Below are 23007 nucleotides of genomic sequence, written 5' to 3'. Positions count from 1 at the left end.
ACTTAGGGAAGGTGCGAACAAGTCCCTGATATGAGATCATGTTTGTCATCTGGAGCCATGGAACAGGGTTCATCATGAGTCATCAACTTACCTTCGCCGACAGTGAATTCAGCAGTAAGCGCCGTCAGACCAGAAAAGAGATTTTCTTGTCCCGCATGGAGCAGATTCTGCCATGGCAAAACATGGTGGAAGTCATCGAGCCGTTTTACCCCAAGGCTGGTAATGGCCGGCGACCTTATCCGCTGGAAACCATGCTACGCATTCACTGCATGCAGCATTGGTACAACCTGAGCGATGGCGCGATGGAAGATGCTCTGTACGAAATCGCCTCCATGCGTCTGTTTGCCCGGTTATCCCTGGATAGCGCCTTGCCGGACCGCACCACCATCATGAATTTCCGCCACCTGCTGGAGCAGCATCAACTGGCCCGCCAATTGTTCAAGACCATCAATCGCTGGCTGGCCGAAGCAGGCGTCATGATGACTCAAGGCACCTTGGTCGATGCCACCATCATTGAGGCACCCAGCTCGACCAAGAACAAAGAGCAGCAACGCGATCCGGAGATGCATCAGACCAAGAAAGGCAATCAGTGGCACTTTGGCATGAAGGCCCACATTGGTGTCGATGCCAAGAGTGGCCTGACCCACAGCCTAGTCACCACCGCGGCCAACGAGCATGACCTCAATCAGCTGGGTAATCTGCTGCATGGAGAGGAGCAATTTGTCTCAGCCGATGCCGGCTACCAAGGGGCGCCACAGCGCGAGGAGCTGGCCGAGGTGGATGTGGACTGGCTGATCGCCGAGCGCCCCGGCAAGGTAAGAACCTTGAAACAGCATCCACGCAAGAACAAAACGGCCATCAACATCGAATACATGAAAGCCAGCATCCGGGCCAGGGTGGAGCACCCATTTCGCATCATCAAGCGACAGTTCGGCTTCGTGAAAGCCAGATACAAGGGGTTGCTGAAAAACGATAACCAACTGGCGATGTTATTCACGCTGGCCAACCTGTTTCGGGCGGACCAAATGATACGTCAGTGGGAGAGATCTCACTAAAAACTGGGGATAACGCCTTAAATGGCGAAGAAACGGTCTAAATAGGCTGATTCAAGGCATTTACGGGAGAAAAAATCGGCTCAAACATGAAGAAATGAAATGACTGAGTCAGCCGAGAAGAATTTCCCCGCTTATTCGCACCTTCCTTAGCTTGTTACCTGATTTATACTATTAAAATGTATCAGCGCCTTTCTGTTCGTCGTTATAGTCAAGATGCTGTCCCGCGCCAAAGACATATGCATTTCAATCTAAATCTTTATCCAATCACTTTAGGAAAATGCTCATTTACCCCATAAGGAAATATCCTAGAGTATTAATGTGATTCTGTAATAACCAAGTGAAATATTCTCTTGGCGGCCAGATGGAGAATATTATGATTGATGAAGGAAAAATACTTAGCCGTCATGAGTTGAGAAATAAAAACTCGAAGTTAACTATTGGCATAATAGCATTCGTATTAGGGGTGAGCTTTATAATAATTAGCTTATCAATAACGACGTCTATTTTCTCAACACCTTCTATTCTTTCAATATTAAGTGTCGCTATTGCAGGGATGTCTCTGAGCGCATTACTATACTTACGTGTATATGACACACCAATATTTACCTATTTCCTTTATGAAAAAGGCATTCGTGTTTTTAACCATCACAATGGGAACGTTTACTTTATATCATTTAATAAAATAGAATATATTTATAAGTATCACGCCGGAATAAACCCTAATGGGAAAATTAATGCCATGGCATTCCGCACATCAGAAAATCAGCCTTGGAATATTATCATTAATAACATAACCAATGCATACCCTCTGATAAACACGATAATTCACCAGCAAGTTATGCATGTCGGATTAATCAGCTTAAATACATTATCTCGGGGTAAAACCATCGTATTTGACATCGTACGAGGGAATGAAAGTTGGTTAAAATCACTGATATTTAAATTAATTAAGTTGAAAAAAATGCAGATGGATACTATCCCACTCTCACTCAGTGCGCACTCATTGGTTACCACAGAAGGTACAATTAATATTGAGGATATACTGCGTATTGAGACGCTACGTGAAGCACACCACGATAAAATACGGTTATTTGATGCAAAAGGCAGCATACTGTTTTCGATAGATTATTCATCTCTCATCAGTGCTGATCTTTTTATTGCCCTACTGGAACATATGATACAGAACAGGATACCGGCCTACTATGGCTAATAAATAATGTGGAATTACTCTTGCTGAACACGTATCGCTGCTGGAGGTAAACCAATCTGCAAAACAGCTGGTTGATAATCACTTTTCCCTTCAATCTTAATAGCCACAGTGCGGGCCAATAAAAAACCCAAACCAGCCCCAGAAATAGCACCAAGAGCGGTTAAAGCATCGGTAATAAATAAAGCCTGAAATAAAGCGCCACCAGCAATGAGCCCGATTAATGGCGTTAAATAAACCAAAGCTGCAGAACGCAATAAGCTACTTTCACTGATTCCGACCTCAACCTTTTGCCCAGGTTCAAGCGGTTGCGAAATTGCTATTTTTAACTGATGTTCTGACTCTGGCCCCAATTCATTTAATAAATGACTACCACATCCAGAACGCGCATGACAACTCCCACAACCAGAATGTGGTTCGCAACTTAAAAGCGCTACCCCATTGTGCCAAGAGATAACTGTCGCCCATTCCTTCATCATTTTTTAGACTCCAAAACCACACTATCAGCAATACGCTTCGCAGTTGAAGGAGGCAATTCACCGACTACAGTGATTTCAACATTATTACGAGCTTCAGTATGAACAGTGCGACGCCCTTGGCGCAGGGATTGTTCTGAGGGGGCATCTTTACCCACTGGGCTCACATTGACAGAGAAGCTAAACAAGCCGTCGGAATAGAGTCGTGATTCGGTTGGTGTATCCATGTTAGGCAACGTGCGCCGACTGCGCGAAACCTCAGTAACGCCCTCGGGGAGCCAACTCGGTTTCCAACTAAAATCTACTTTATTTTTTGCCGGCAAACCCAGTAAAGGAGGTAAAGACAGTTTTAATACCCCTCGCAGAATCTCCTGAATAGGTTCGCCGACAGCAAAAGAAATCACACGAAACTGCTCGAGTGTTTCACCATCACGATCTAACAAATCTATTCGCATAGGAAGTTTTGTTGTCTCATCCATCCAAATAATATAACTGTATCGAGTACTGTCGCGCGCAACGACTCGAATAACCTGACATGGCCTATCAGCCACTCGGGCACGGCCTAGAGCGATATAGTTATAGTGTTCGGATAGTTTTTTAAAATCGGGGAATACAACAGAAGGTAAAGCATCAACAATGTGCTCACCGCTCAACGTGAAAGAGTCAAACCCTGGCTCGAAATAACTTATTTCATTGCCACGTTGTATGATCTCTGTACGCGGACCATCCATACGCAGCAATTGCGCTAACGTTTTTTTATCCAGGATGGCATGGCGATAGCGAAGAGAATCAATCCCTTGCTTATTAACATTTATGTACGATAGCTCATAATTGAGCGATTGGCTGGCAGCGCTCATGTCCTGCAACATTGCTATCGGCGTAATCTCCGCCGCAGCAATTGTTGGCATGAACAGGCTGCCCGCCATTAAACAGACGGAAAACCAAAGTTGCTTCATTACTGCTGCTGCATTCCTAAGGACTGAGTTCCAGGGACCTGAATAGCGGCTTGTGTTGATGCTGAAGGCACCTGCGATACATCAGTTTGTGGCAAACGGCGTTGCAATTCAAAATCTTGCAGCTGCGTCATCATATTAACACGTCGACGTTGCTCTTGAACTTGATGCTGTTGAGTCGTCCCGAAAGAGCCATCAGCAGGCACACCAAAACTGACTGGTGATGCTTTACCCATCATCGGTAACGTATTAAAAGCAGGCGCTTCTGACTGTAAATTGCCAGATGCAGGTTGGTTATATTGCTGAACGCCTATAATAACGGCGAGAGAAACACACGCAGCAACACCAACTTGCGTAATCTGGCTGGCCCATGGACGAACTTTTTGCCAGAAAGGCATTTTCTGCCAGACATGTGGTTGCGGCTGAGATTCAGGCACAGCAATAGGAACAAAACGAGCAGGCTCATTTTTGAGCGCCTCTGCGACACGGCTGGCGATATCCAGATGCAAGACTTCACCAACATCCCCCCGCAGGGTATCACGGATTAAATGATAGCTCTGCCAGCTTTGCTGTAGTGCTTTATCTTTCGATAAAGAACCTATCAGCTCACTATCAAGAGTTTCTCCGTCCATCAGAGCGGAAAGCTTTTCTTTCTGCATGCCAAATACCCTTTATGTGTCCGCTTATCGCTGAATCAGCGGCTGAACTTTGTTATCGATAGCCTCTCTGGCGCGGAAGATACGGGAACGAACAGTACCAACCGGACAGTCCATAATTACAGCTATCTCTTCATAGCTTAGACCATCTAACTCCCTGAGTGTAATCGCCATGCGGAGATCTTCAGGAAGTGACTCTATGGTTTTGAAAACTATCTGCCTCAATTCTTCAGACAACATTAAGTTCTCAGGGTTCGATATTTCTTTCAATGCACCCGCATTTTCGTAATTTTCAGCATCATTTGCATCCACATCACTGGATGGCGGGCGCCGCCCCTGAGCGACTAAGTAATTTTTCGCCGTATTAACAGCAATACGGTAAAGCCAAGTATAAAAAGCACTATCGCCACGAAACGATTCCAAGGCGCGATATGCCTTAATAAAAGATTCTTGAACTACATCAGGGACATCACCCTGAGGTACGTATCGGGATACGAGGCTCGCAACCTTATGCTGGTATCGAATTACCAGTAAATTGAACGATTGCTGATCGCCTTTCTGGACCCGTTCAACCAGCATCTGATCCGTTAACTGCTCGCTCATCCGAGGTGAACTCTCCCGAAATCTATCCCCACGCTAAAAGTAGTACTGCCAGCCATATCTTTATTTTCCTGAGCAAGCACACGCTTGGAGTTTATAAAATTTGCAAAGTTCCATGTTGCCAGATTATTTGTCTGAATATTCTTTAGACATCTTATAGCCATAGCTTTTGCTCTGGCAGATAGGCTAACATGAATTTCACTCTTCTTCTGCACACATCATACGATATGCAATCATCATCTGAACACGTTAGCGATGTATTGATCATCGGGAGTGGCGCTGCCGGTTTGTCATTGGCTTTGCGTCTTGCGCCACATTGTAAAGTCACTGTTCTGAGCAAAGGGCCCCTTAATGAAGGCGCCACGTTTTATGCCCAGGGAGGCATTGCTGCCGTTTTTGATGAAACTGACAGCATCAGCTCTCATGTCGATGACACCCTGATTGCCGGGGCGGGGCTTTGCGATAAAGACGCCGTTGAGTTTATCGCCAGCAATGCCCGTTCTTGCGTGCAATGGCTGATTGATCAAGGTGTCCTTTTTGATACCGAGACCAATGCCAGCGGCGAAGAACGTTATCACCTTACCCGTGAAGGCGGACATAGCCATCGGCGTATACTACATACGGCGGACGCTACAGGTAAAGAAGTAGAAACCACTCTGGTGGGCAAAGCAACTGCCCACCCTAATATTTTAGTTAAAGAGCGCTGTAATGCCGTTGATCTTATCACGTCTAACAAAATTGGTCTGGCGGGGACAAAACGTGTAGTTGGCGCTTATATCTGGAACCGCGAATTAGAGAAAGTTGAAACTTTTCGCGCCAAGGCGGTGGTGCTAGCGACCGGTGGCGCGGCGAAAGTTTATCAATATACAACCAACCCAGATATTTCCTCTGGTGATGGGATCGCCATGGCGTGGCGCGCTGGATGCCGGGTCGCGAATCTGGAATTTAACCAATTCCATCCTACCTGCCTGTTCCATCCGCAAGCCCGCAACTTTTTACTGACCGAAGCTTTACGTGGTGAAGGCGCCTATCTTAAGCGCCCTGATGGCAGCCGTTTTATGCTTGATTTTGACGCGCGAGGTGAACTCGCACCACGAGATATCGTTGCGCGCGCCATTGACCACGAAATGAAACGCCTCGGCGCTGATTGTATGTATCTGGATATCAGCCATAAGCCCACTGATTTCGTGATGCAGCACTTCCCAATGATTTACGAAAAATTGCTGTCTTTGGGCATCGACTTAACTAAAGAAGCAATTCCAATCGTTCCAGCCGCACATTATACCTGCGGTGGCGTGATGGTAGATCAGCACGGTCGTACGGATTTGGACGGGTTATATGCGATTGGCGAAGTCAGCTACACCGGCTTACATGGTGCTAACCGTATGGCATCCAACTCACTGCTTGAATGTTTGGTCTATGGCTGGTCTGCCGCCGAAGATATCCTGACGCGCTTGCCTACTGCCAAGTTAGCAAAACATTTGCCTGACTGGGATGAAAGCCGTGTTGATAACTCAGATGAACGCGTTGTCATTCAACATAACTGGCATGAATTGCGTCTGTTTATGTGGGACTACGTCGGGATTGTTCGTACAACCAAGCGCTTAGAGCGAGCATTACGCCGGATTAATACATTGCAGCAGGAAATTGATGAATATTATGCCAATTTCCGTATCTCGAATAATCTCTTGGAATTACGTAATCTGGTACAAGTTGCCGAGCTAATTGTGCGTTGCGCGATGGATCGTAAAGAAAGCCGCGGATTGCACTATACGCTTGACTATCCTGAACAAATTGACAATCCAAAACCGACAATTCTCCATCCATAATGCTTTTCTGGGCGCAAAGTATCGCGCCCTACTCTCCCTGAATCCTCAGCCTTAACTATCAACTGCTGAACAATCCACTAGTAATTGAGATAAAACTCGCTGATTAGCGCACAAAACTCAGGTGAATATACCCCTTCTGATTGGCGCAAATCCAACTGCTGGAATTCAGTCTCACCAGCTTGGCGTGATAATGTTAGTAGCATGCGATGTAAAGGCTTGCCGGGACGATCTCGGATATCAACCTGACAACGAATAAACCAATTTTGTTGAGTTGCAAGGCGGGTGAGTTCAGTACCTAAATCATGAGGTAAAACCACACAAAAGACACCATCCTCTGTGATAAGCTGCTCAACGCAGTTTAATAATGCATCGTGAGTTAAGGAGCCGGTATAGCGTGCGGTATCCCGAGCCTCATCGCGGCAAGCAACTGCGGGGGCAAAATAAGGGGGATTACTGACAATCAGGTCATACTGATGAAGATGGTTTTCGGCAAACTGGTGTACATCTTGCTCATAAATACAAATTCGCTCCGCCCAGGGCGATTGCGCCGCGTTACTGCTCGCTTGTTGCGCTGCTTCGGATTCCAGTTCTACGCCATCAATCATGACCTCAGATGCCGAGCGCTGGGCAATCATCAAGGCGATAAGCCCGCTACCGCAGCCAATATCCAGCACTTTGCGAGCTTTTTCTACCGGTGCCCATGCTCCGAGTAGAACACCATCCGTGCCCACTTTCATCGCACAGCGATCATGTGCCACAAAGAATTGTTTAAAAGTGAAACCACCACTACGCAACGCCGGTTTTTTTTTCAATTTCTCGTCCACATTAGTCACCAGAATCTATAACCGGCGTAGCATAGGACAATATGATTGAAGGGAAAAGACATCATTACCGCTTAAACAGGTGAAGAATTCGGCTAACCCGTCTATAATCGGCGCCCCAAGTAGAGGAAGACCATGACTGTAACCAATTTTTCCGAACTCGATCTCGATGAACGCCTGATTGACGCACTGCGCGACAAAGGCTATGAGCGCCCAACTGCCATTCAAGCTGCGGCTATTCCGCCAGCTATGGATGGGCGCGATGTATTGGGTTCGGCGCCAACAGGTACGGGCAAAACTGCCGCCTTTTTGCTGCCAGCCTTGCAGCATTTGCTGGATTTTCCACGCAAAAAATCTGGCCCACCACGAATTTTGATCCTGACACCAACCCGTGAGCTAGCTATGCAGGTCGCAGATCAAGCTCGTGAGCTGGCCAAACACACCCAACTGGATATCGCGACGATTACCGGCGGTGTGGCTTATATGAACCACGCGGAAGTCTTTAGTGAGAATCAGGATATTGTGGTGGCAACGACCGGCCGCTTGCTGCAATACATCAAAGAAGAAAACTTTGACTGTCGGGCGGTAGAAACGCTGATTCTGGACGAAGCTGACCGCATGCTTGATATGGGCTTCGCACAAGATATTGAAACCATTTCAGCAGAAACTCGTTGGCGCAAACAAACCCTACTCTTCTCGGCCACACTGGAAGGTGAAGCTATCCGTGAGTTTGCGGAGCGCATCCTGACTGAGCCGGTAGAACTGGAAGCCGACCCATCACGCCGCGAACGTAAAAAAATTCAGCAATGGTATTACCGCGCAGATAACATTGAACATAAAACTGCCTTGCTGGTGCATTTACTCAAGCAACCAGAAGTACAGAAATCCATTATTTTTGTCCGTACCCGTGAAAAGGTACACCAACTGGTCAGTTGGTTACGTGAAGCCGGTATTAACGCCTGGTTCCTCGAAGGCGAAATGGTACAAGCCAAGCGTACCGAAGCTGTTATTCGTTTAAGTGATGGCCGGGTGAACGTACTGGTGGCGACTGATGTGGCTTCGCGTGGATTGGATATCGACGATATCAGCCACGTCTTCAACTTTGATTTACCGCTCACCGCCGACGTCTACCTGCACCGCATCGGCCGAACCGGCCGCGCTGGACGTAAAGGTGTGGCTATTTCACTGGTCGAAGCGCATGACCACTTATTGCTGGGCAAAATTGGCCGTTATCTGAAAGAGCCACTGAAGCCACGTGTCATTGATGAGTTACGCCCGACCAGCAAAGCGCCAAGTGAAAAAACCACGGGTAAGCCGTCGAAGAAAGTTTTAGCGAAGCGTAAAGAGCTAAAAGAAGCCGGTAAAGAAAAAGCCAAGGTTAAGGTTCGGCATCGCGACGCTAAAAATGTGGGCAAGCGCCGTAAAGCAAAAGACAAACCGGATACTAAGATTGCTAGCTAGTTCAGCACACTGACAAAAAAGCCGCTTATAAACAGCGGCTTTTTTATTTGTTATTCACCGCATTTACACCACAACTCTACCCATCAAACCGAAGTATCACTTTTGTATTTCGGCCCCACACAGGTAAATCAAGCACTATTGCAGGTAAACCTCGGCAAGTTTTTTACCTCGAAGCCAAGTATTCAATTGTTGATATTTTTGCTGCATTTCAGCACTTTGAATGTTCAGGGGGGTCATTGCCAAATACTGTTGGAATGTTGCACCCTGCTTATTGCGCAATTCAGGATCTGCGCCGGCTTTTAGCAAACGTAATGCTAAACCCGGTGCATTACTTTTACCTGCGAGGTGCAGCGGAGTATCTCCCATACGATCGGCCAGATTCGGATCAACACCTGCAACCAACAACTGGATAACCTGGATCTCACGCCCCGCCATGATCGCCGCAGCCAAAGGCGTTACCTGCGTCACGCTGTTTCTGGCATCAGGTCGCATGTGGCTCTCAAGTAGAATTTGCATGTAATGTGCATCTTGCACACTGGCTGCCGTATGCCATGCTGTATCCCCCTGCATTCCCGGCTGAAAAGGATCTGCATGTTCTTGCAGTAATGCGGCCAAACTGTCGGGTTGTTGATTGAGGATAGCCCACTGCATTAACGTCACCGCCTGTTCGCCCTGCTGTTGTAGCAACGCTTTATTGGCTAACTGATGAATCTGCTTCACATCGCCATGGACAATCGCATCTGCTATCGGCATGACTAACGGATCGGTAAAAGCGATATTAATCTCTGTCATTGCCTGCCCCTCAAAACTGATTAATGGCATCAAAACACCGTAGATAGCGCAACGCAAATGGCGTTTCACTCTCATCGTCAGTGCTGATTCAGGCATACTGCCGCTCCCAAGGTTGTTGTTCACTCATGGAACTGAGCACTTTATCAATACTATGTGCTGCAAGGCTGCGTTCGAGGTGCTTGTGCGGCAGCCAGTCATTTAACCCAGTGAGTTTATCATTATTAGCCAACGTTATTTTATGGCCAATGGCATCAGGAATAAGTGAGGTCGATTCCTGCGTATCTGTCAGTAAATCATATTGTTCACTGTAGCGCCGCACGCCACCACTCTCCGCCGACTGTCGTGCCTGAGCTGGGTTCATACCCAAACGATTTAATGTGTGGTCAGAAACACCGGCAGCATTAAATGTTACAGCAAAAGCCCCACTGGCCAATGCAGCCGTAGTGGCCAGCCCACCCCCCAATGAATGACCGGTAATCACAAGTGCATCGCCAAATGCCATTTTGGCGGTTTTCCCTAGAGCAACGGCCTGATTATATTGAACATCCTCATAACCTGTTGCTTGCCGGATGTTACTTAACCAATCGTTAATATCATTAGTGCCGGCGAAGGATAGGACATACTGTTGATTATCACTGTAAATCCCCGCCAGAAAACCGGAGGCGCTATCAGATAAACTTGCTGGGTCAATTCCCGCATTCATCAATGCATCGTCACTCAGACGAGTGAATCCAGCCAAGCTGCCAGTCACTGGAGCGTAAACGTCTTTAGCAAGTAATGCTAATGAATAGTCTGCTTGCTGTGATCCCTGCCCCTCAGATATGGCTACATGACTGCCAGCCGCCAAGACACCATCACTACGTGACATGCTAAGGTCCGTAAGCATACGGAAATAAAGTTCATTGCCCGGCTGAGTGGCGGCGAAAGTGGCGGGATCCCTTTGAAACTCACCCGCGGTCGGCGCTGAGGTAACCGCCTCTTTCTTGATGTGTTCCAATGGTTTTACTTGGCTCATCAATCCTGTTAATGGAACAGGTCTAGCCAAACTGACAGATATACTCATGCCAACTCCTTGTCGATAGATAATTCCGATATTGAGCCGCGCTCAATAGCTTTATCTATCGACACATCGGATGAGTTCTTAAATGAAATTGGTAAGATTTATTTATGTAAATCGAATATTGTGATCCCGATCTAACTTCTCGACAAATAAATTACAGGGACAAAAAAAGGGAGTCATAAAGACTCCCTTAGTATTTTTAATACTTAGTTATGATGACAAGGATTACAGGCTTTCAGTGAAAGTACGAGTAATCACATCACGTTGTTGTTCTGGTGTCAGTGAGTTGAAACGTACGGCATAGCCAGATACACGAATCGTCAACTGAGGATATTTTTCTGGATGTTTAACAGCATCTTCCAGTGTTTCGCGGCGCAGAACGTTTACGTTCAAATGCTGACCACCTTCAACACGTACTGTAGGCTGCACTTCCAGCGGAACTTCACGATATTCTATCTGGCCTAACTCACTCGCTGGGACGATTTGATCTTCAGCATAGCCCGCTTTTGCGCAAACACAGCGCAGTTCGGATTTTTCATCATCCAGCAGCCAGAAAGAGTTCAGCAAGGCTTCATTGTTAGCTTTAGTAATTTGAATACCAGTAATCATTTGGTGCCTCCATAATACGGCTATAAATTCCAAGGGGGAGAAACTATCTTGGTTATTTGGTAAAACCATTGTTGTCTTATTGTTCTATATACCAGTCAGACCGCCGCGATTCCTTGACTTAAATCAATATTTTAGCCACCACGGAAATCACGCCACTGGCAAATTTATGTTTTATATCAATTTTATCAATCTGACTGACAGCAATTATTTTTGTAAATTTTCAACATTTTTTGCATGAACCGGTCAAAAAAACATCATCACGTCACAGACTCAGGTTTAACGGTTTCACTCATCGGTTTGAACCGGTAAGCTAGTGCATATCAATATATTACAGAAACCAAGGAGAGTGTTTATGCCCGCCTCCCTTAGCTGGCACGATGTGATCGGCCAAGAAAAAGAACAACCCTATTTTAAAGATACTCTGGCTTATGTCGCGGCAGAGCGTGATGCTGGCAAAACTATCTATCCAGCACAAAAAGATGTCTTTAATGCCTTTCGCCTGACTGAATTGGATCAGGTTAAAGTGGTTATTTTGGGCCAAGACCCTTATCACGGCCCTAATCAAGCTCATGGATTATCATTTTCGGTCTTGCCTGGTGTTCCAGCACCGCCGTCTCTGGTAAACATTTACAAAGAACTGGCGACTGATATTCCCGGCTTCCAGCGCCCCAATCATGGCTTTTTACAAAGCTGGGCCGAGCAAGGGGTATTGCTACTCAATACCGTGCTAACTGTTGAGGCGGGTAATGCACACTCTCACGCCAACCTCGGCTGGGAAACCTTTACTGATAAAGTCATTGCTGCGCTGAATGAAAATCGTGATGGCGTAATTTTTATGCTGTGGGGAGCGCATGCCCAGAAAAAGGGCCGAATCATTGATACCCAACGCCATTTTATTTTAAAAGCGCCGCACCCATCACCACTCTCTGCACATCGTGGCTTTCTTGGCTGCAAGCATTTTTCGCAAGCGAACCAACTCTTACAGCAGCATGGTCAGCAACCGATTGATTGGCAACCCAAACTGCCAATCGCGGAATAGCCCGCCATTGACTAAAAAAACAAATAAAAAAGGCACCCACAAAGGTGCCTTTTCCATATCAGGACACCTTAAGCTTTCGCTTTAGATACCGCGACCATCGCCGGACGTAACAAACGACCATTTAGCGTATAGCCTTTTTGCATCACCATCATGACATGGTTTGGCTCATGATCAGCAGACTCAAGCATCGTCATAGCCTGATGAACTTCAGGGTTAAACGGCACATTGGTATCGCTGACAACTTGAATACCGTATTTACCTACAGCATCGAGCAATGATTTTAGGGTCAACTCGACGCCCTCTATCATCGCAGTCAATTCAGCATTGGTTTTGTCGGCAGTATCCAGTGCGCGTTCCAGATTATCGATAACCGGCAATAATTCAGATGAGAATTTTTCCAATGCAAATTTATGCGCTTTTTCAACATCCAGCTCGGTACGACGACGGATATTCTCAACTTCAGCTTTGGCGCGTAGCAAGCTTTCGCGCTCACGCTGTATGGCTGCAGCCAACTGCGCTTCAAGCTCGGCAACACGCGGTTCTACACCCTCACCCGTCTCTTGTGTCGCTTCCGCTTGCTGCTCTGCTGCATTTTCCATTTCTTCCGAGACTTGCTCGTTTGGTGTTTTCTGTTCTTTACTACTCATGGATATCTCCGCGTTTTAGCATTAATCTCGCTACTTGGCTTATTATGGGGATCAAAACCGGGGATTCAAGGGAACCGGTCATAATGTGGGGCAAAAGACACCCCAGTGAGGAAAATCACGGCAATGAATAATAAAAGATTCAATTGTATTGGTATTGTCGGTCACCCACGGCACCCGGCCGCACTTGCCACCCATGAAATGCTCTACCACTGGCTAAACGCCAGAGGCTATGACGTTATGGTTGAACAACAAATTGCTAAAGACCTCAATTTAATCAACGCTGTTACCGGTAGTTTGGCTGACATTGGCCAAAAAGCTGATTTAGCCGTCGTGGTCGGCGGTGATGGCAACATGCTAGGTGCTGCTCGGGTACTTGCCCGTTATGATATCAAAGTGATCGGCGTCAACAGAGGTAATCTGGGTTTTTTGACCGATTTAGACCCCGACAATGCTCAGCAACAACTTTCCGATGTTCTGGAAGGTGAATACCTCAGCGAACAACGTTTCTTACTGGAAGCGCAAGTCACACGAACAAATCAGCAAAGCCGCATCAGCACAGCCATCAATGAGGTCGTTTTGCACCCTGGCAAAGTGGCTCATATGATTGAATTCGAAGTGTATATTGATGATCGCTTTGCATTCTCTCAACGTTCTGATGGCTTGATTATCGCCACGCCAACCGGTTCGACCGCTTACTCACTTTCGGCGGGTGGCCCAATATTGACCCCCACTTTGGATGCTATCGTCCTGGTCCCTATGTTCCCACACACCCTAACGGCCCGACCGCTAGTGATTAATAGTAGCAGCACCATTCGCCTTAAGTTCTCCCAAATCACCAGCGACCTGGAAATTAGTTGTGACAGCCAGATAGCACTGCCTATACAGGAAGGGGAAGAGGTTTTAATACGGCGCAGTGATTTTCACCTCAATCTTATCCACCCTAAGGACTACAGTTATTTCAATACATTAAGTACAAAATTGGGCTGGTCAAAAAAATTGTTCTAAAAAGTGCCTTGGGGACTTTACTGTATATAAAACCAGTTTATACTGTATTTAAATACAGTTATGTGTTTATGCACAGGAGATTTACCATGCTGGCCCAATTAACTATCAGTAATTTTGCTATTGTGCGTGAGTTAGAAATTGATTTTCAACCCGGGATGACGGCAATTACTGGTGAAACTGGGGCGGGTAAATCTATTGCCATAGATGCATTAGGGTTATGCCTTGGCAGCCGTTCAGACGGCAGCATGGTTCGCTTAGGGGCAACACGCGCAGACATTTGCGCTCGTTTCTCTTTGACAGATACCCCATCAGCCCGCCAGTGGCTAGAAAACAATCACCTTGATGACAGCAATGAATGCTTGCTACGGCGCGCTATTGGCATTGATGGCCGCTCAAGAGGATTTATTAACGGTACGGCAGTGCCTTTATCTCAATTACGTGAATTGGGCCAACATTTAATCCAAATTCACGGCCAGCATGCTCATCAACTGTTGTTAAGACCTGACCATCAAAAGCAACTGTTGGATGCCTATGCAGACCAATCAACTTTACTCGCTGAAATGAAAGCGGCTTATCAAATTTGGCACCAAAGCTGTCGTGCGCTGGCACTGCATCAACAACAATCGCTGGAACGCAATGCTCGCCATGAACTATTGCAATATCAATTAAAAGAGCTGAATTCATTTGCCCCACAAGCAGGGGAATATGAACAAATTGATATTGAATATAAACGTCTGGCTAACAGTGGGCAGTTGTTATCACTCAGCCAACAAACCCTACAATTACTGTCTGATGATGAGCAGAATAATATTCTTAGCCAACTTTACACAGCCAAGCATCAGTTAACAGAACTGGCAGGAATGGATGAGCAATTTAATAATCTACTGAATATGCTGGAAGAGGCTTCAATCCAAATCAGTGAAGCCAGTGATGAATTGCGTCACTATGCCGAACAATTTGATATGGATCCGAATCGTCTGTATGAACTGGAGCAGCGGTTATCCCGCCAATTAAATCTGGCCCGCAAACATCATGTTGCCCCGGAAGAGTTGCCACAATTTCATCAGCAACTGCTGGATGAGCAACAACAACTTTCGCAACAAGAAAATGATCACGAGCAGCTCAGCCATGCAGTAAACACTCACTATCAGCACGCATTGGCGATTGCTAAGCGGCTACATGCAGAACGCCAGCATTATGCGGACGAATTGGCAGCGCTAATCACAGAAAGTATGCATGAACTATCAATGCCGCATGGCAGGTTCACTATTGAAACCCAGTTTGAACCTGAGCACCTTAGCGCAGAAGGAGCCAGCCGAATTGAGTTCTGTGTCACCACAAATCCTGGTCAACCGCTGCAACCACTGGCAAAAGTGGCCTCAGGTGGTGAGCTTTCTCGTATCGCATTAGCTATTCAGGTCATTACAGCGCGTAAAATGGATACTCCCGCACTTATCTTTGATGAAGTCGATGTGGGTATCAGTGGGCCGACGGCAGCCATAGTGGGCCGCCTATTGCGCCAGTTGGGCGAATCGACCCAAGTCATGTGCGTGACGCATCTTCCACAAGTTGCAGGTTGTGGTCACCAACATTTCTTTGTGAGTAAACAAACTGATGGCACTGAAACTGAAACCCATATGCATCGGCTAGATAAAAAAGCTCGCTTGCAAGAGTTGGCGCGCCTTCTAGGCGGTAGTGAAGTGACGAAAAACACCTTAGCAAATGCAAAAGAATTGCTCGCAGCATAGAAAAGATTAACTTTTTTTCTTTCCAGAGGTCATACAGGTGCCCTGTAAAGGTTTCCAACTGCTGCAAGGTCTATTATCATCGTCATCCTACGCCCTAAAGGAATGTGATTACTATGCGCTGTAAAATGCTGACTGCCGCCGCTGTGATGCTTGCAATGCTTACTGCAGGTTGTTCAACGCTGGAGAAGGTGGTCTACCGGCCTGATATTAATCAGGGTAACTATTTATCACCTAATGATGCGTCCAAAATTCATAAGGGTATGACCCAGCAACAAGTGGCATATACCTTAGGCACCCCAATGCTTCAGGACCCGTTTGGAACTAAAACCTGGTTCTACGTATTCCGTCAGCAACCTGGTCACGAGAAAGTCACACAACAAACATTAACGTTGACCTTTGATAGCAGTGGTGTTTTGACTGATATCAAAAACGAACCAACGTTAACAGGAAATTAATTTATCCGAAGATTGCAGAGCTGGTTGAAGGGGCGAACACTGATGGGTGCTTTAGGTAAAAAGCCAATCATTGCTTATGTCGCTACACGATAGCGCACGTTTTTTTCCGTGGCAGTTCAGGGCTACAACAAAAAATAAGGCGCAGATTGTGCCTTATTTTTTTGCCTGTTCGGCTCGTTGCCGACGCAATTCTTTAGGATCAGCAAGTAAGGGGCGATATATCTCAACCCTGTCACCATCATTAAGCTTATCTGCAAGCTTCACTGGGCGGCTGTAGACACCCACTTTATTATTTACCAGATCAATATCTGGCCGCAATTCAAGCAGACCAGAAGCTCTGATAGCCTCTTCAACAGTGCTTCCCGCTTCAAGGAAAACAGTACGCAGATATTGACGTTCAGGTAAGGCATAAACTACCTCTACGCGAATATCAGGCACTGTAAACCTCTTTTGCCCGTTGAGTAAAAGCTTGCACCATATTACCGGCTAATTCCTTGAATATCTTGCCGAAAGCTAACTCAATCAGCTTATTGGTAAATTCAAAGTCGAGATGCAATTCAACTTTACAGGCATCCGCACTCAATGGAGTAAAATACCACCCTCCCATTAACTTACGAAACGGCCCATCAACCAGTTGCATATCAATACTTTGGTTATCAGTGAGTGTATTGCGTGTTGTGAACGTTTTACTAATTCCGGCCTTGGCAACATCGACGGCGGCCGTCATTTCATTTTCAGTAGCATCAAGTACCCGGCTTCCAGTACAACCCGGCAAAAACTCTGGATAAGAACGAACATCATTAACCAGTTGATACATCTGTTCTACGCTAAACGGAACCAACGCAGAGCGGGTAATCTGTGGCATAACATTTCCTGTGAGACATAAAACGCACTGATAATACCATTTATCCAGCGCCAGACAAAAAATCTGCTAGGCATTCCTTGCAACAAATGAGACAAAATGCACAGGCATCCTACTGGAAAGGATTTCATTCGTCTGCGCATACAGTATAATGATCAACACTATGACAAAGAAAAAAGCATACAAACCCGGTTCCGCAACCATTGCGCAAAATAAACGTGCCCGCCACGAATACTTCATTGAAGAAGAATTCGAAGCAGGTCTTGCATTGCAAGGTTGGGAAGTAAAATCACTGCGTGCGGGCAAAGCTAACATCAGTGACAGCTATGTTATGTTTAAAAACGGTGAGGCATTCTTATTTGGTGCCACTATTACGCCGTTAAACGTGGCATCGACTCATGTTGTTTGCGAGCCAATGCGTACTCGTAAACTGCTTCTAAATAAACGCGAATTGGACTCCCTGTTTGGGCGGGTCAATCGTGAAGGTTACACTGTGGTTGCACTCTCCATGTATTGGAAAAATGCCTGGACGAAAATTAAAATCGGTGTGGCCAAAGGTAAGAAAGACAACGACAAACGCGATGATATTCGTGATCGCGAATGGAAGTTGGATAAAGCGCGCATCATGAAGCACGCAAATCGTTAAGTCACTGGCTTAGCAGGACATAGTTCTGTTATACTGATGAAGTTCTTTGGGGCTGATTCTGGATTCGACGGGATTCGCGAAACCCAAGGTGCATGCCGAGGTGCGGAGGCCTCGTAAAAAACCGCAAAAAAATAGTCGCAAACGACGAAAACTACGCACTAGCAGCTTAATACCCTGCTTAGAGCCCTCTCTCCCTAGCCTCCGCTCTTAGGACGGGGATCAAGAGAGGTCAAACCTAAAAGAGCTCGTGTGGAAACCTTGCCTGGGGTGGAAGCATTAAAACTAATCAGGATAGTTTGTCAGTGGCGTGTCCATCCGCAGCTGGCCGGCGAATGTAATGATTGGACTAAGCATGTAGTGCCGACGGTGTAGTAATTTCGGACGGGGGTTCAAATCCCCCCAGCTCCACCAAATAATGATCCGGGTATTACCAGATAAGTCCGGAGAAGTACGGAAAGCCCGCACGCCACCTAGGTTTGCGGGCTTTTTTGTATCTGTAGTAGTCCGAGGATATCCACCTGAAACCAGCGTCTATTGGTATACGAATTGGTATACGCTAAGATGTATACCAATAAACGTATACCAATTACAGGGAAGAACCTTGCATGGCGCGGACTACACGCCCCCTCACCCACACCGAAGTACAAAAAGCAAAAGCCATAGATAAAGACCTAACTCTCCATGATGGTGATGGCTTATTTTTGTTAGTCAAAACCACTGGCAAGAAAATTTGGCGTTTCCGCTATCAGCTTCCTAACAGTAGTAAACGCACTATGATCAGCCTCGGCGCTTACCCTGCTCTATCCCTTGCTGATGCCAGAGAGATACGCGCAGAGAAACTAGCGATGTTAGTCCGAGGAACAGATCCCCAAGCAAGGGCTGGTGAAGAAGCTGAAAAGCTCCAGATAGCGGAGGAAAGTATTTTTGTGAATGTCGCCCGCAAATGGTTCGAGTTGAAAGAAAGCCACGTTAGCGCAGCCCATGCGAAAGATATTTGGCGTTCTATCGAAAAAGACATCTTACCCAGCATCGAAAATATTCCCGTCCAAGAACTCAAAGCACGTACACTAATTCAGGTATTAGAGCCAATCAAAGCACGTGGGGCATTAGAGACGGTCAGGCGATTGGTGCAACGTATAAACGAGATAATGATTTATGCGGTCAATGTAGGTTTGATTGATGCCAACCCAGCATCAGGCATTGGTAATGCGTTTGAAAGGCCTAAAAAGCAGCATATGCCCACCATAAGGCCAGAAGAACTCCCCAAGTTAATGCGTACTATTTCAATGAGCAATCTCTCGATACCAACCCGCTGCCTACTTGAGTGGCAATTATTGACACTAATACGCCCAGCTGAGGCATCAGCGACAGCATGGTCAGAGATTGATATCGATAAAAGAGAATGGTGTATCCCTGCCGAACGCATGAAAGCTAAACGAGATCACATAGTTCCCCTTTCAGATCAGGCATTATATATTCTTGAAATAATGCAACCTATAAGCGGAAATCGTAAGCATGCTTTTCCCAGTCGAAATGACCCAAAGAAACCGATGAACAGCCAAACAGCCAACGCTGCATTAAAACGTATCGGCTATGGCGGCAAACTGGTCGCTCATGGTTTACGTTCTATCGCTAGTACTGCTATGAATGAGGCTGGATTTAATGCTGATATAATTGAGGCAGCACTTGCTCACAGTGATAAAAATGAGGTTAGAAGAGCATATAATCGTTCGACTTACCTACTACATAGACGTGAGCTCATGGAATGGTGGGGAACGTATGTTTACAGAAATCAAGCGACTTAATGAACAGGAGAGTTTAGATAATGTCTACATTTCTTGATACTAAAACAAGTATGATAGTTTATGCATTAGAGAAAAGCTTAGGCTCTTATATAAAAAGAGATAATGGTAGTAGAAATGTAGATTTACTCCAAGAGCATTTTGATGCTAGATCGGCAGAGGAGATAGAAAAAGGCAGAGGTGTAATAAATAACACTTCAGCTCTAATTGAAGCTAGTTATATAAGTGATATATTTAATTATGCATTAATAATATCAAAAGGTTCTAGTGATTATGAAAAACTAAATGAGCTAAAAGATTTTTGCATTAAGATCAACTTATTCTTTATTAGAAACCAAATAAGTCATCCGAGCAGAACCTTCCATGACCATTATTGGTACTGTGCTGCTGCAATCGCATCTCACCCGATGATTGAAGCTCTGCAACTTAACCTAGTGCAAGAGTCATTTTATGCCGCTTTGAGTGGCCAACTGAAAGAACCGCCAGAAGAATGGTTAAAACAAGTTAGCTGGGAGATTGAAAATAATCTCCCAGAAAAATTTGATCATGATATAACATCGTTAATAGGTCGAAAAAACGAGAAAAAAGAAGTATTAAAAGCCATAAATAACAAAAGAATTAATTTCATTGCAATAGTTGCGCCCGGCGGAGTTGGTAAAACAGCTTTAGCATTAGACTTTTTAAAAGAATTAAGCTTATCCCCTGATGCTCGAAATGAGTTTGGTCGTATTTGTTATGTAACACTAAAGAAACATCACTTAACTGTTGATGGTATCAAAGAACTTGAAAATGTAGATTCCATCATTGAAATAAAGAAAGAGATTTTATACTTTCTTGAACCTGAGAGTAACTTATCTGATGATGGAATTGACAGTTTATTCGAAAATACGATAGAAAAGCAAAATAGTAGTAATATTCTCCTATGTATAGATAATCTAGAAACTCTATTACGTGACGGACCAGAGGAATTTATTAGATTCCAATATAGCTTGCCAAGTAATTTTAAAGTAATGGTTACCAGCCGAGTAATGGTTGACGGAGCTTACCCTATCATATTAAAAGAACTTCAGTCATCAGGAGCAGAACATTTAGCTCGGTCTTACTCTGATAAAAAAGGGATGATGAATATAACTCATCAAGAACTAGTAAAAATAGCAAAATTCTCACATTATAACCCTTTGGCAATACGATTAACTATTGACGCAGTCCATTCAGGGGTTCCAGTACCAGATTCAATCGAGAAAGCAAAGAAAGACATAGCTGCATTCTCTTATAATAATTTAATAGAAACACTATCTGACGAAGCTGTACTTATTCTTGAATGCCTATTTATTAGTGGAAGTGTTTCCCGAAACTATTTATCGCATTTTCTAGAAATGGACCAAGATTTGAGTGCCAGAGCAATAAAAGAGCTAGCTAATACATCTCTGATTTCTCGATCTAGCTCATCAAATGGAGAGGATCTATTTTCGCTTAGTGAATCAGTCAAAGAGCTTCTGATGCTGAATCCTAGGAATACAGCAGCACGTTCTCAATTAGCCGAAAAAGAAAGAAAACAGAGACAATCTTTATTACATTTACAAAAATTCCAGACAGATAAAGAAATCCATAAATTTGATTATAGGTACATACCTCATAGCTGCCCTGAATCACTACAGATTTTAATAAATGAAACAAACAGAATCTTAGTTCCAAAGAATCCAAACAGAGATAAAATAATATTAAGCTATGAGAAATTTAGAACATTGCAACAAATCTATAACAAGGAAGCTATTTTTTTAAGGACATACTCAAGGTTACTCGCTGCACTGGGGGATTATCCAACAGCTATAAGCACCATCAAATCGGCAATTAAACTTGAGGAGGAAAATCCTTTAAATAAATTAACCCTTGTTTATTTCTTTAAAGATTGGGGTGACTTTATTGAAGCTCAGAATACTGCACAAGAATTAATAAATGAAGGATTTGATGATCCAGATAAATCAGGAAGTATTTTTTCAGCGACAATAACAAAAGAGTATCTTGGAGTTCATTTATATGGAAAAGAGTATAGTGATGTAATCGAATATACAAATGATTGGAAAAAGTCTAATCATATACAAGAAGTTAGTTACTTTAGAGTTGCTGCTTTAAAAAGAAGCATAGAAAATACATACAAGATAGATCTAGGTAATGTAATAACTCATTTGAGAGAAATAATTTACATAACTGAATTTATATTTAATAATTATGAGCTAAATGAGCGCCTAGCTGATGAAGGTATAAAAGCTATATATTTAGTTGAAAATATAATTACCGAAGGTGTTTTTTATCCACAAGAATTCATTAATGACATGATTTTATTCGCTGAAAAAAATCTATCTGAAATGACAAAATACTCTAAATCATTTAACATGAAAAGTAAGGATGTAATTAAAATAATACGTACATTTATGATGTATAAAACACCTAACAATCCATTCAAAGAGAAAAAATGGATGGATTTTACAGATGCTGAAAATCAAATTGACTTCGAGTTGAAAACATGGGAAAGAAACGGATATATAATTGTTGAGATTTATAATGATCTAACAATTGATAAAGGTTTTGTTTTTGCTAAGAAAAATGATGGAGAAGAATTTCTAATCCATATTGATAGCTGTATAAATATAAATAAAAGTAAATGGACTGAATTTAAGAAAGGAAGAAAATTGGCCATTAAATTTACTAAAACCAAAAAAGGTTTTGCTTCTAGCGAAACTCATCAGGTTTAGTTGCCAAATGATATAGCCATGTCCAGCGCGCAATGGTCCCCCGCCTACGCGCGCTGACTTTGTCATGCACTTTTCATGCATGACATAGAGAGTCTACAAGCCCTTGTGGCGCGGTGTTTCAGGTGTTTTGATGCCGGGGCGTTGCATGCAAAATCATGCACTATATGCATGCAGTGCTCTTTTTGGCAGGCTAGCCAGAGAAAAAGCCCTTAAACGGCAAGAGCGAAGTGGTGATAGTCGGAGAAAAAACCCGCCTTGAGAGATTACAGGCGAGGTAGATTTATTAATGAATTCGCGCGTTAGAGCCGTAGCGATTTAATATTTTCCGCTCTGGTAGAATAACCGTTGGTATTACTTCAGGTTCTTTAATCGGAGGTCGAGTAATAATTCTGTCAACACTCTCAACCGATTTAAAGGTGCAAGAACATTCTATATTTTGGCACTGATAATAGGCCTCTTTTGTCTGCTCTGATAAATATCGACTAGAGCGCGTATGAGATGCATGTTTACATACCGGACAACGCATCATAA

23 protein-coding genes and 1 other RNA gene are annotated in these 23007 nt (G+C 44.6%); 12 read left to right on the top strand and 12 right to left on the bottom strand.

What is annotated here, in order from left to right:
• Window positions 1-74: 74 nt before the first annotated feature.
• Together F0T03_RS05465 and F0T03_RS05460 are read left to right on the top strand one after the other, a co-directional pair.
• Window positions 75-1055: an IS5-like element IS5 family transposase gene (locus F0T03_RS05465; protein WP_000019403.1), complete on the top strand. Its 981-nt coding sequence runs from the start codon at window positions 75-77 to the stop codon at window positions 1053-1055.
• Between the two features lie 373 nt (window positions 1056-1428).
• Window positions 1429-2265 (top strand): hypothetical protein, encoded by an 837-nt coding sequence (locus tag F0T03_RS05460; RefSeq protein ID WP_145555020.1) that lies wholly within the window; start codon window positions 1429-1431, stop codon window positions 2263-2265.
• Between the two features lie 14 nt (window positions 2266-2279).
• On the opposite strand, the gene rseC is transcribed toward F0T03_RS05460, so the two are convergent.
• Genes rseC through rpoE form a run of 4 tightly spaced genes read right to left on the bottom strand, consistent with a single transcriptional unit; the run spans window position 2280 to window position 4950 of the window.
• A complete protein-coding gene (gene rseC, locus F0T03_RS05455; protein WP_159677398.1) occupies window positions 2280-2741 on the bottom strand; it encodes a SoxR-reducing system protein RseC in 462 nt (153 codons plus the stop codon).
• Complete coding sequence (rseB, locus tag F0T03_RS05450) at window positions 2738-3694, bottom strand: sigma-E factor regulatory protein RseB (protein ID WP_159677397.1); 957 nt, start codon at window positions 3692-3694, stop codon at window positions 2738-2740. The genes rseC and rseB overlap by 4 nt, the downstream gene beginning before the upstream one ends.
• Window positions 3694-4350, bottom strand: a complete 657-nt coding sequence (rseA, locus tag F0T03_RS05445) for an anti-sigma-E factor RseA (protein WP_145555023.1) — start codon at window positions 4348-4350, stop codon at window positions 3694-3696. The genes rseB and rseA overlap by 1 nt, the downstream gene beginning before the upstream one ends.
• A 24-nt stretch (window positions 4351-4374) precedes the next feature.
• Window positions 4375-4950, bottom strand: a complete 576-nt coding sequence (rpoE, locus tag F0T03_RS05440; RefSeq protein WP_005159396.1) for an RNA polymerase sigma factor RpoE — start codon at window positions 4948-4950, stop codon at window positions 4375-4377.
• Between the two features lie 224 nt (window positions 4951-5174).
• On the opposite strand from rpoE, the gene nadB reads away from it, so the two are divergent.
• Window positions 5175-6776 carry an L-aspartate oxidase gene (nadB, locus tag F0T03_RS05435; protein ID WP_208787095.1) on the top strand — a complete coding sequence of 534 codons (1602 nt, stop codon included), beginning with the start codon at window positions 5175-5177 and terminating at the stop codon, window positions 6774-6776.
• 77 nt (window positions 6777-6853) lie between these two features.
• On the opposite strand, the gene trmN is transcribed toward nadB, so the two are convergent.
• Window positions 6854-7600 carry a tRNA(1)(Val) (adenine(37)-N(6))-methyltransferase TrmN gene (gene trmN, locus F0T03_RS05430; protein WP_162526882.1) on the bottom strand — a complete coding sequence of 249 codons (747 nt, stop codon included), beginning with the start codon at window positions 7598-7600 and terminating at the stop codon, window positions 6854-6856.
• Window positions 7601-7732: 132 nt separating this feature from the next.
• Here trmN and srmB point away from each other — a divergent pair, with 132 nt between their 5' ends.
• A complete protein-coding gene (srmB, locus tag F0T03_RS05425) occupies window positions 7733-9058 on the top strand; it encodes an ATP-dependent RNA helicase SrmB (RefSeq protein WP_159677395.1) in 1326 nt (441 codons plus the stop codon).
• Window positions 9059-9193: 135 nt separating this feature from the next.
• On the opposite strand, the gene F0T03_RS05420 is transcribed toward srmB, so the two are convergent.
• From F0T03_RS05420 to grcA, 3 genes are all read right to left on the bottom strand, one after another.
• Window positions 9194-9850, bottom strand: coding sequence for an ankyrin repeat domain-containing protein (locus F0T03_RS05420; RefSeq protein ID WP_145555045.1), 657 nt, complete (start codon window positions 9848-9850; stop codon window positions 9194-9196).
• 88 nt (window positions 9851-9938) lie between these two features.
• Complete coding sequence (locus tag F0T03_RS05415; protein ID WP_159677394.1) at window positions 9939-10913, bottom strand: Tle-like phospholipase domain-containing protein; 975 nt, start codon at window positions 10911-10913, stop codon at window positions 9939-9941.
• Window positions 10914-11135: 222 nt separating this feature from the next.
• On the bottom strand, window positions 11136-11519 hold the full coding sequence (gene grcA / locus F0T03_RS05410) for an autonomous glycyl radical cofactor GrcA (RefSeq protein ID WP_145555028.1): 384 nt from the start codon (window positions 11517-11519) through the stop codon (window positions 11136-11138).
• A 352-nt stretch (window positions 11520-11871) separates the two neighbouring features.
• On the opposite strand from grcA, the gene ung reads away from it, so the two are divergent.
• Window positions 11872-12558, top strand: coding sequence for a uracil-DNA glycosylase (gene ung / locus F0T03_RS05405; protein ID WP_145555029.1), 687 nt, complete (start codon window positions 11872-11874; stop codon window positions 12556-12558).
• 68 nt (window positions 12559-12626) lie between these two features.
• Here the strand turns inward: ung and grpE are convergent, their stop codons facing one another.
• Window positions 12627-13205, bottom strand: a complete 579-nt coding sequence (grpE, locus tag F0T03_RS05400) for a nucleotide exchange factor GrpE (protein WP_145555030.1) — start codon at window positions 13203-13205, stop codon at window positions 12627-12629.
• 123 nt (window positions 13206-13328) lie between these two features.
• Between grpE and nadK the strand changes: the two genes are divergently transcribed.
• The 3 genes from nadK (at window position 13329) to bamE (ending at window position 16413) form a co-directional block, all read left to right on the top strand.
• A complete protein-coding gene (gene nadK / locus F0T03_RS05395) occupies window positions 13329-14210 on the top strand; it encodes an NAD(+) kinase (protein ID WP_145555031.1) in 882 nt (293 codons plus the stop codon).
• An 86-nt stretch (window positions 14211-14296) separates the two neighbouring features.
• The gene (gene recN / locus F0T03_RS05390) at window positions 14297-15958 is read left to right on the top strand and encodes a DNA repair protein RecN (RefSeq protein ID WP_162526881.1); all 1662 of its coding nucleotides are present in this window, start codon (window positions 14297-14299) and stop codon (window positions 15956-15958) included.
• Between the two features lie 113 nt (window positions 15959-16071).
• Window positions 16072-16413: an outer membrane protein assembly factor BamE gene (gene bamE, locus F0T03_RS05385; RefSeq protein WP_025379253.1), complete on the top strand. Its 342-nt coding sequence runs from the start codon at window positions 16072-16074 to the stop codon at window positions 16411-16413.
• A 153-nt stretch (window positions 16414-16566) separates the two neighbouring features.
• On the opposite strand, the gene F0T03_RS05380 is transcribed toward bamE, so the two are convergent.
• Together F0T03_RS05380 and F0T03_RS05375 are read right to left on the bottom strand one after the other, a co-directional pair.
• On the bottom strand, window positions 16567-16851 hold the full coding sequence (locus F0T03_RS05380; RefSeq protein ID WP_159677392.1) for an RnfH family protein: 285 nt from the start codon (window positions 16849-16851) through the stop codon (window positions 16567-16569).
• Window positions 16844-17278 (bottom strand): type II toxin-antitoxin system RatA family toxin, encoded by a 435-nt coding sequence (locus F0T03_RS05375; RefSeq protein WP_208787094.1) that lies wholly within the window; start codon window positions 17276-17278, stop codon window positions 16844-16846. The genes F0T03_RS05380 and F0T03_RS05375 overlap by 8 nt, the downstream gene beginning before the upstream one ends.
• A 160-nt stretch (window positions 17279-17438) precedes the next feature.
• Here F0T03_RS05375 and smpB point away from each other — a divergent pair, with 160 nt between their 5' ends.
• The 4 genes from smpB to F0T03_RS05355 all read left to right on the top strand — a co-directional run bounded on the left by smpB (window position 17439) and on the right by F0T03_RS05355 (window position 22476).
• A complete protein-coding gene (smpB, locus tag F0T03_RS05370; protein WP_032910756.1) occupies window positions 17439-17921 on the top strand; it encodes an SsrA-binding protein SmpB in 483 nt (160 codons plus the stop codon).
• Window positions 17922-17969: 48 nt separating this feature from the next.
• Window positions 17970-18332: a transfer-messenger RNA gene (ssrA, locus tag F0T03_RS05365) on the top strand.
• A gap of 194 nt (window positions 18333-18526) precedes the next feature.
• Window positions 18527-19726 carry an integrase domain-containing protein gene (locus F0T03_RS05360; protein ID WP_159677391.1) on the top strand — a complete coding sequence of 400 codons (1200 nt, stop codon included), beginning with the start codon at window positions 18527-18529 and terminating at the stop codon, window positions 19724-19726.
• Between the two features lie 20 nt (window positions 19727-19746).
• Window positions 19747-22476, top strand: a complete 2730-nt coding sequence (locus tag F0T03_RS05355) for a tetratricopeptide repeat protein (protein WP_159677390.1) — start codon at window positions 19747-19749, stop codon at window positions 22474-22476.
• A 283-nt stretch (window positions 22477-22759) separates the two neighbouring features.
• Here the strand turns inward: F0T03_RS05355 and F0T03_RS05350 are convergent, their stop codons facing one another.
• Window positions 22760-23005, bottom strand: coding sequence for an ogr/Delta-like zinc finger family protein (locus F0T03_RS05350; RefSeq protein WP_005161896.1), 246 nt, complete (start codon window positions 23003-23005; stop codon window positions 22760-22762).
• Window positions 23006-23007: the final 2 nt, after the last annotated feature.

The organism is Yersinia canariae (assembly GCF_009831415.1).
Taxonomy (GTDB): domain Bacteria; phylum Pseudomonadota; class Gammaproteobacteria; order Enterobacterales; family Enterobacteriaceae; genus Yersinia; species Yersinia canariae.
The sequence above is the reverse complement of the archived record's forward strand: the minus strand, read 5'-3'. Positions and strand labels throughout refer to the sequence as shown.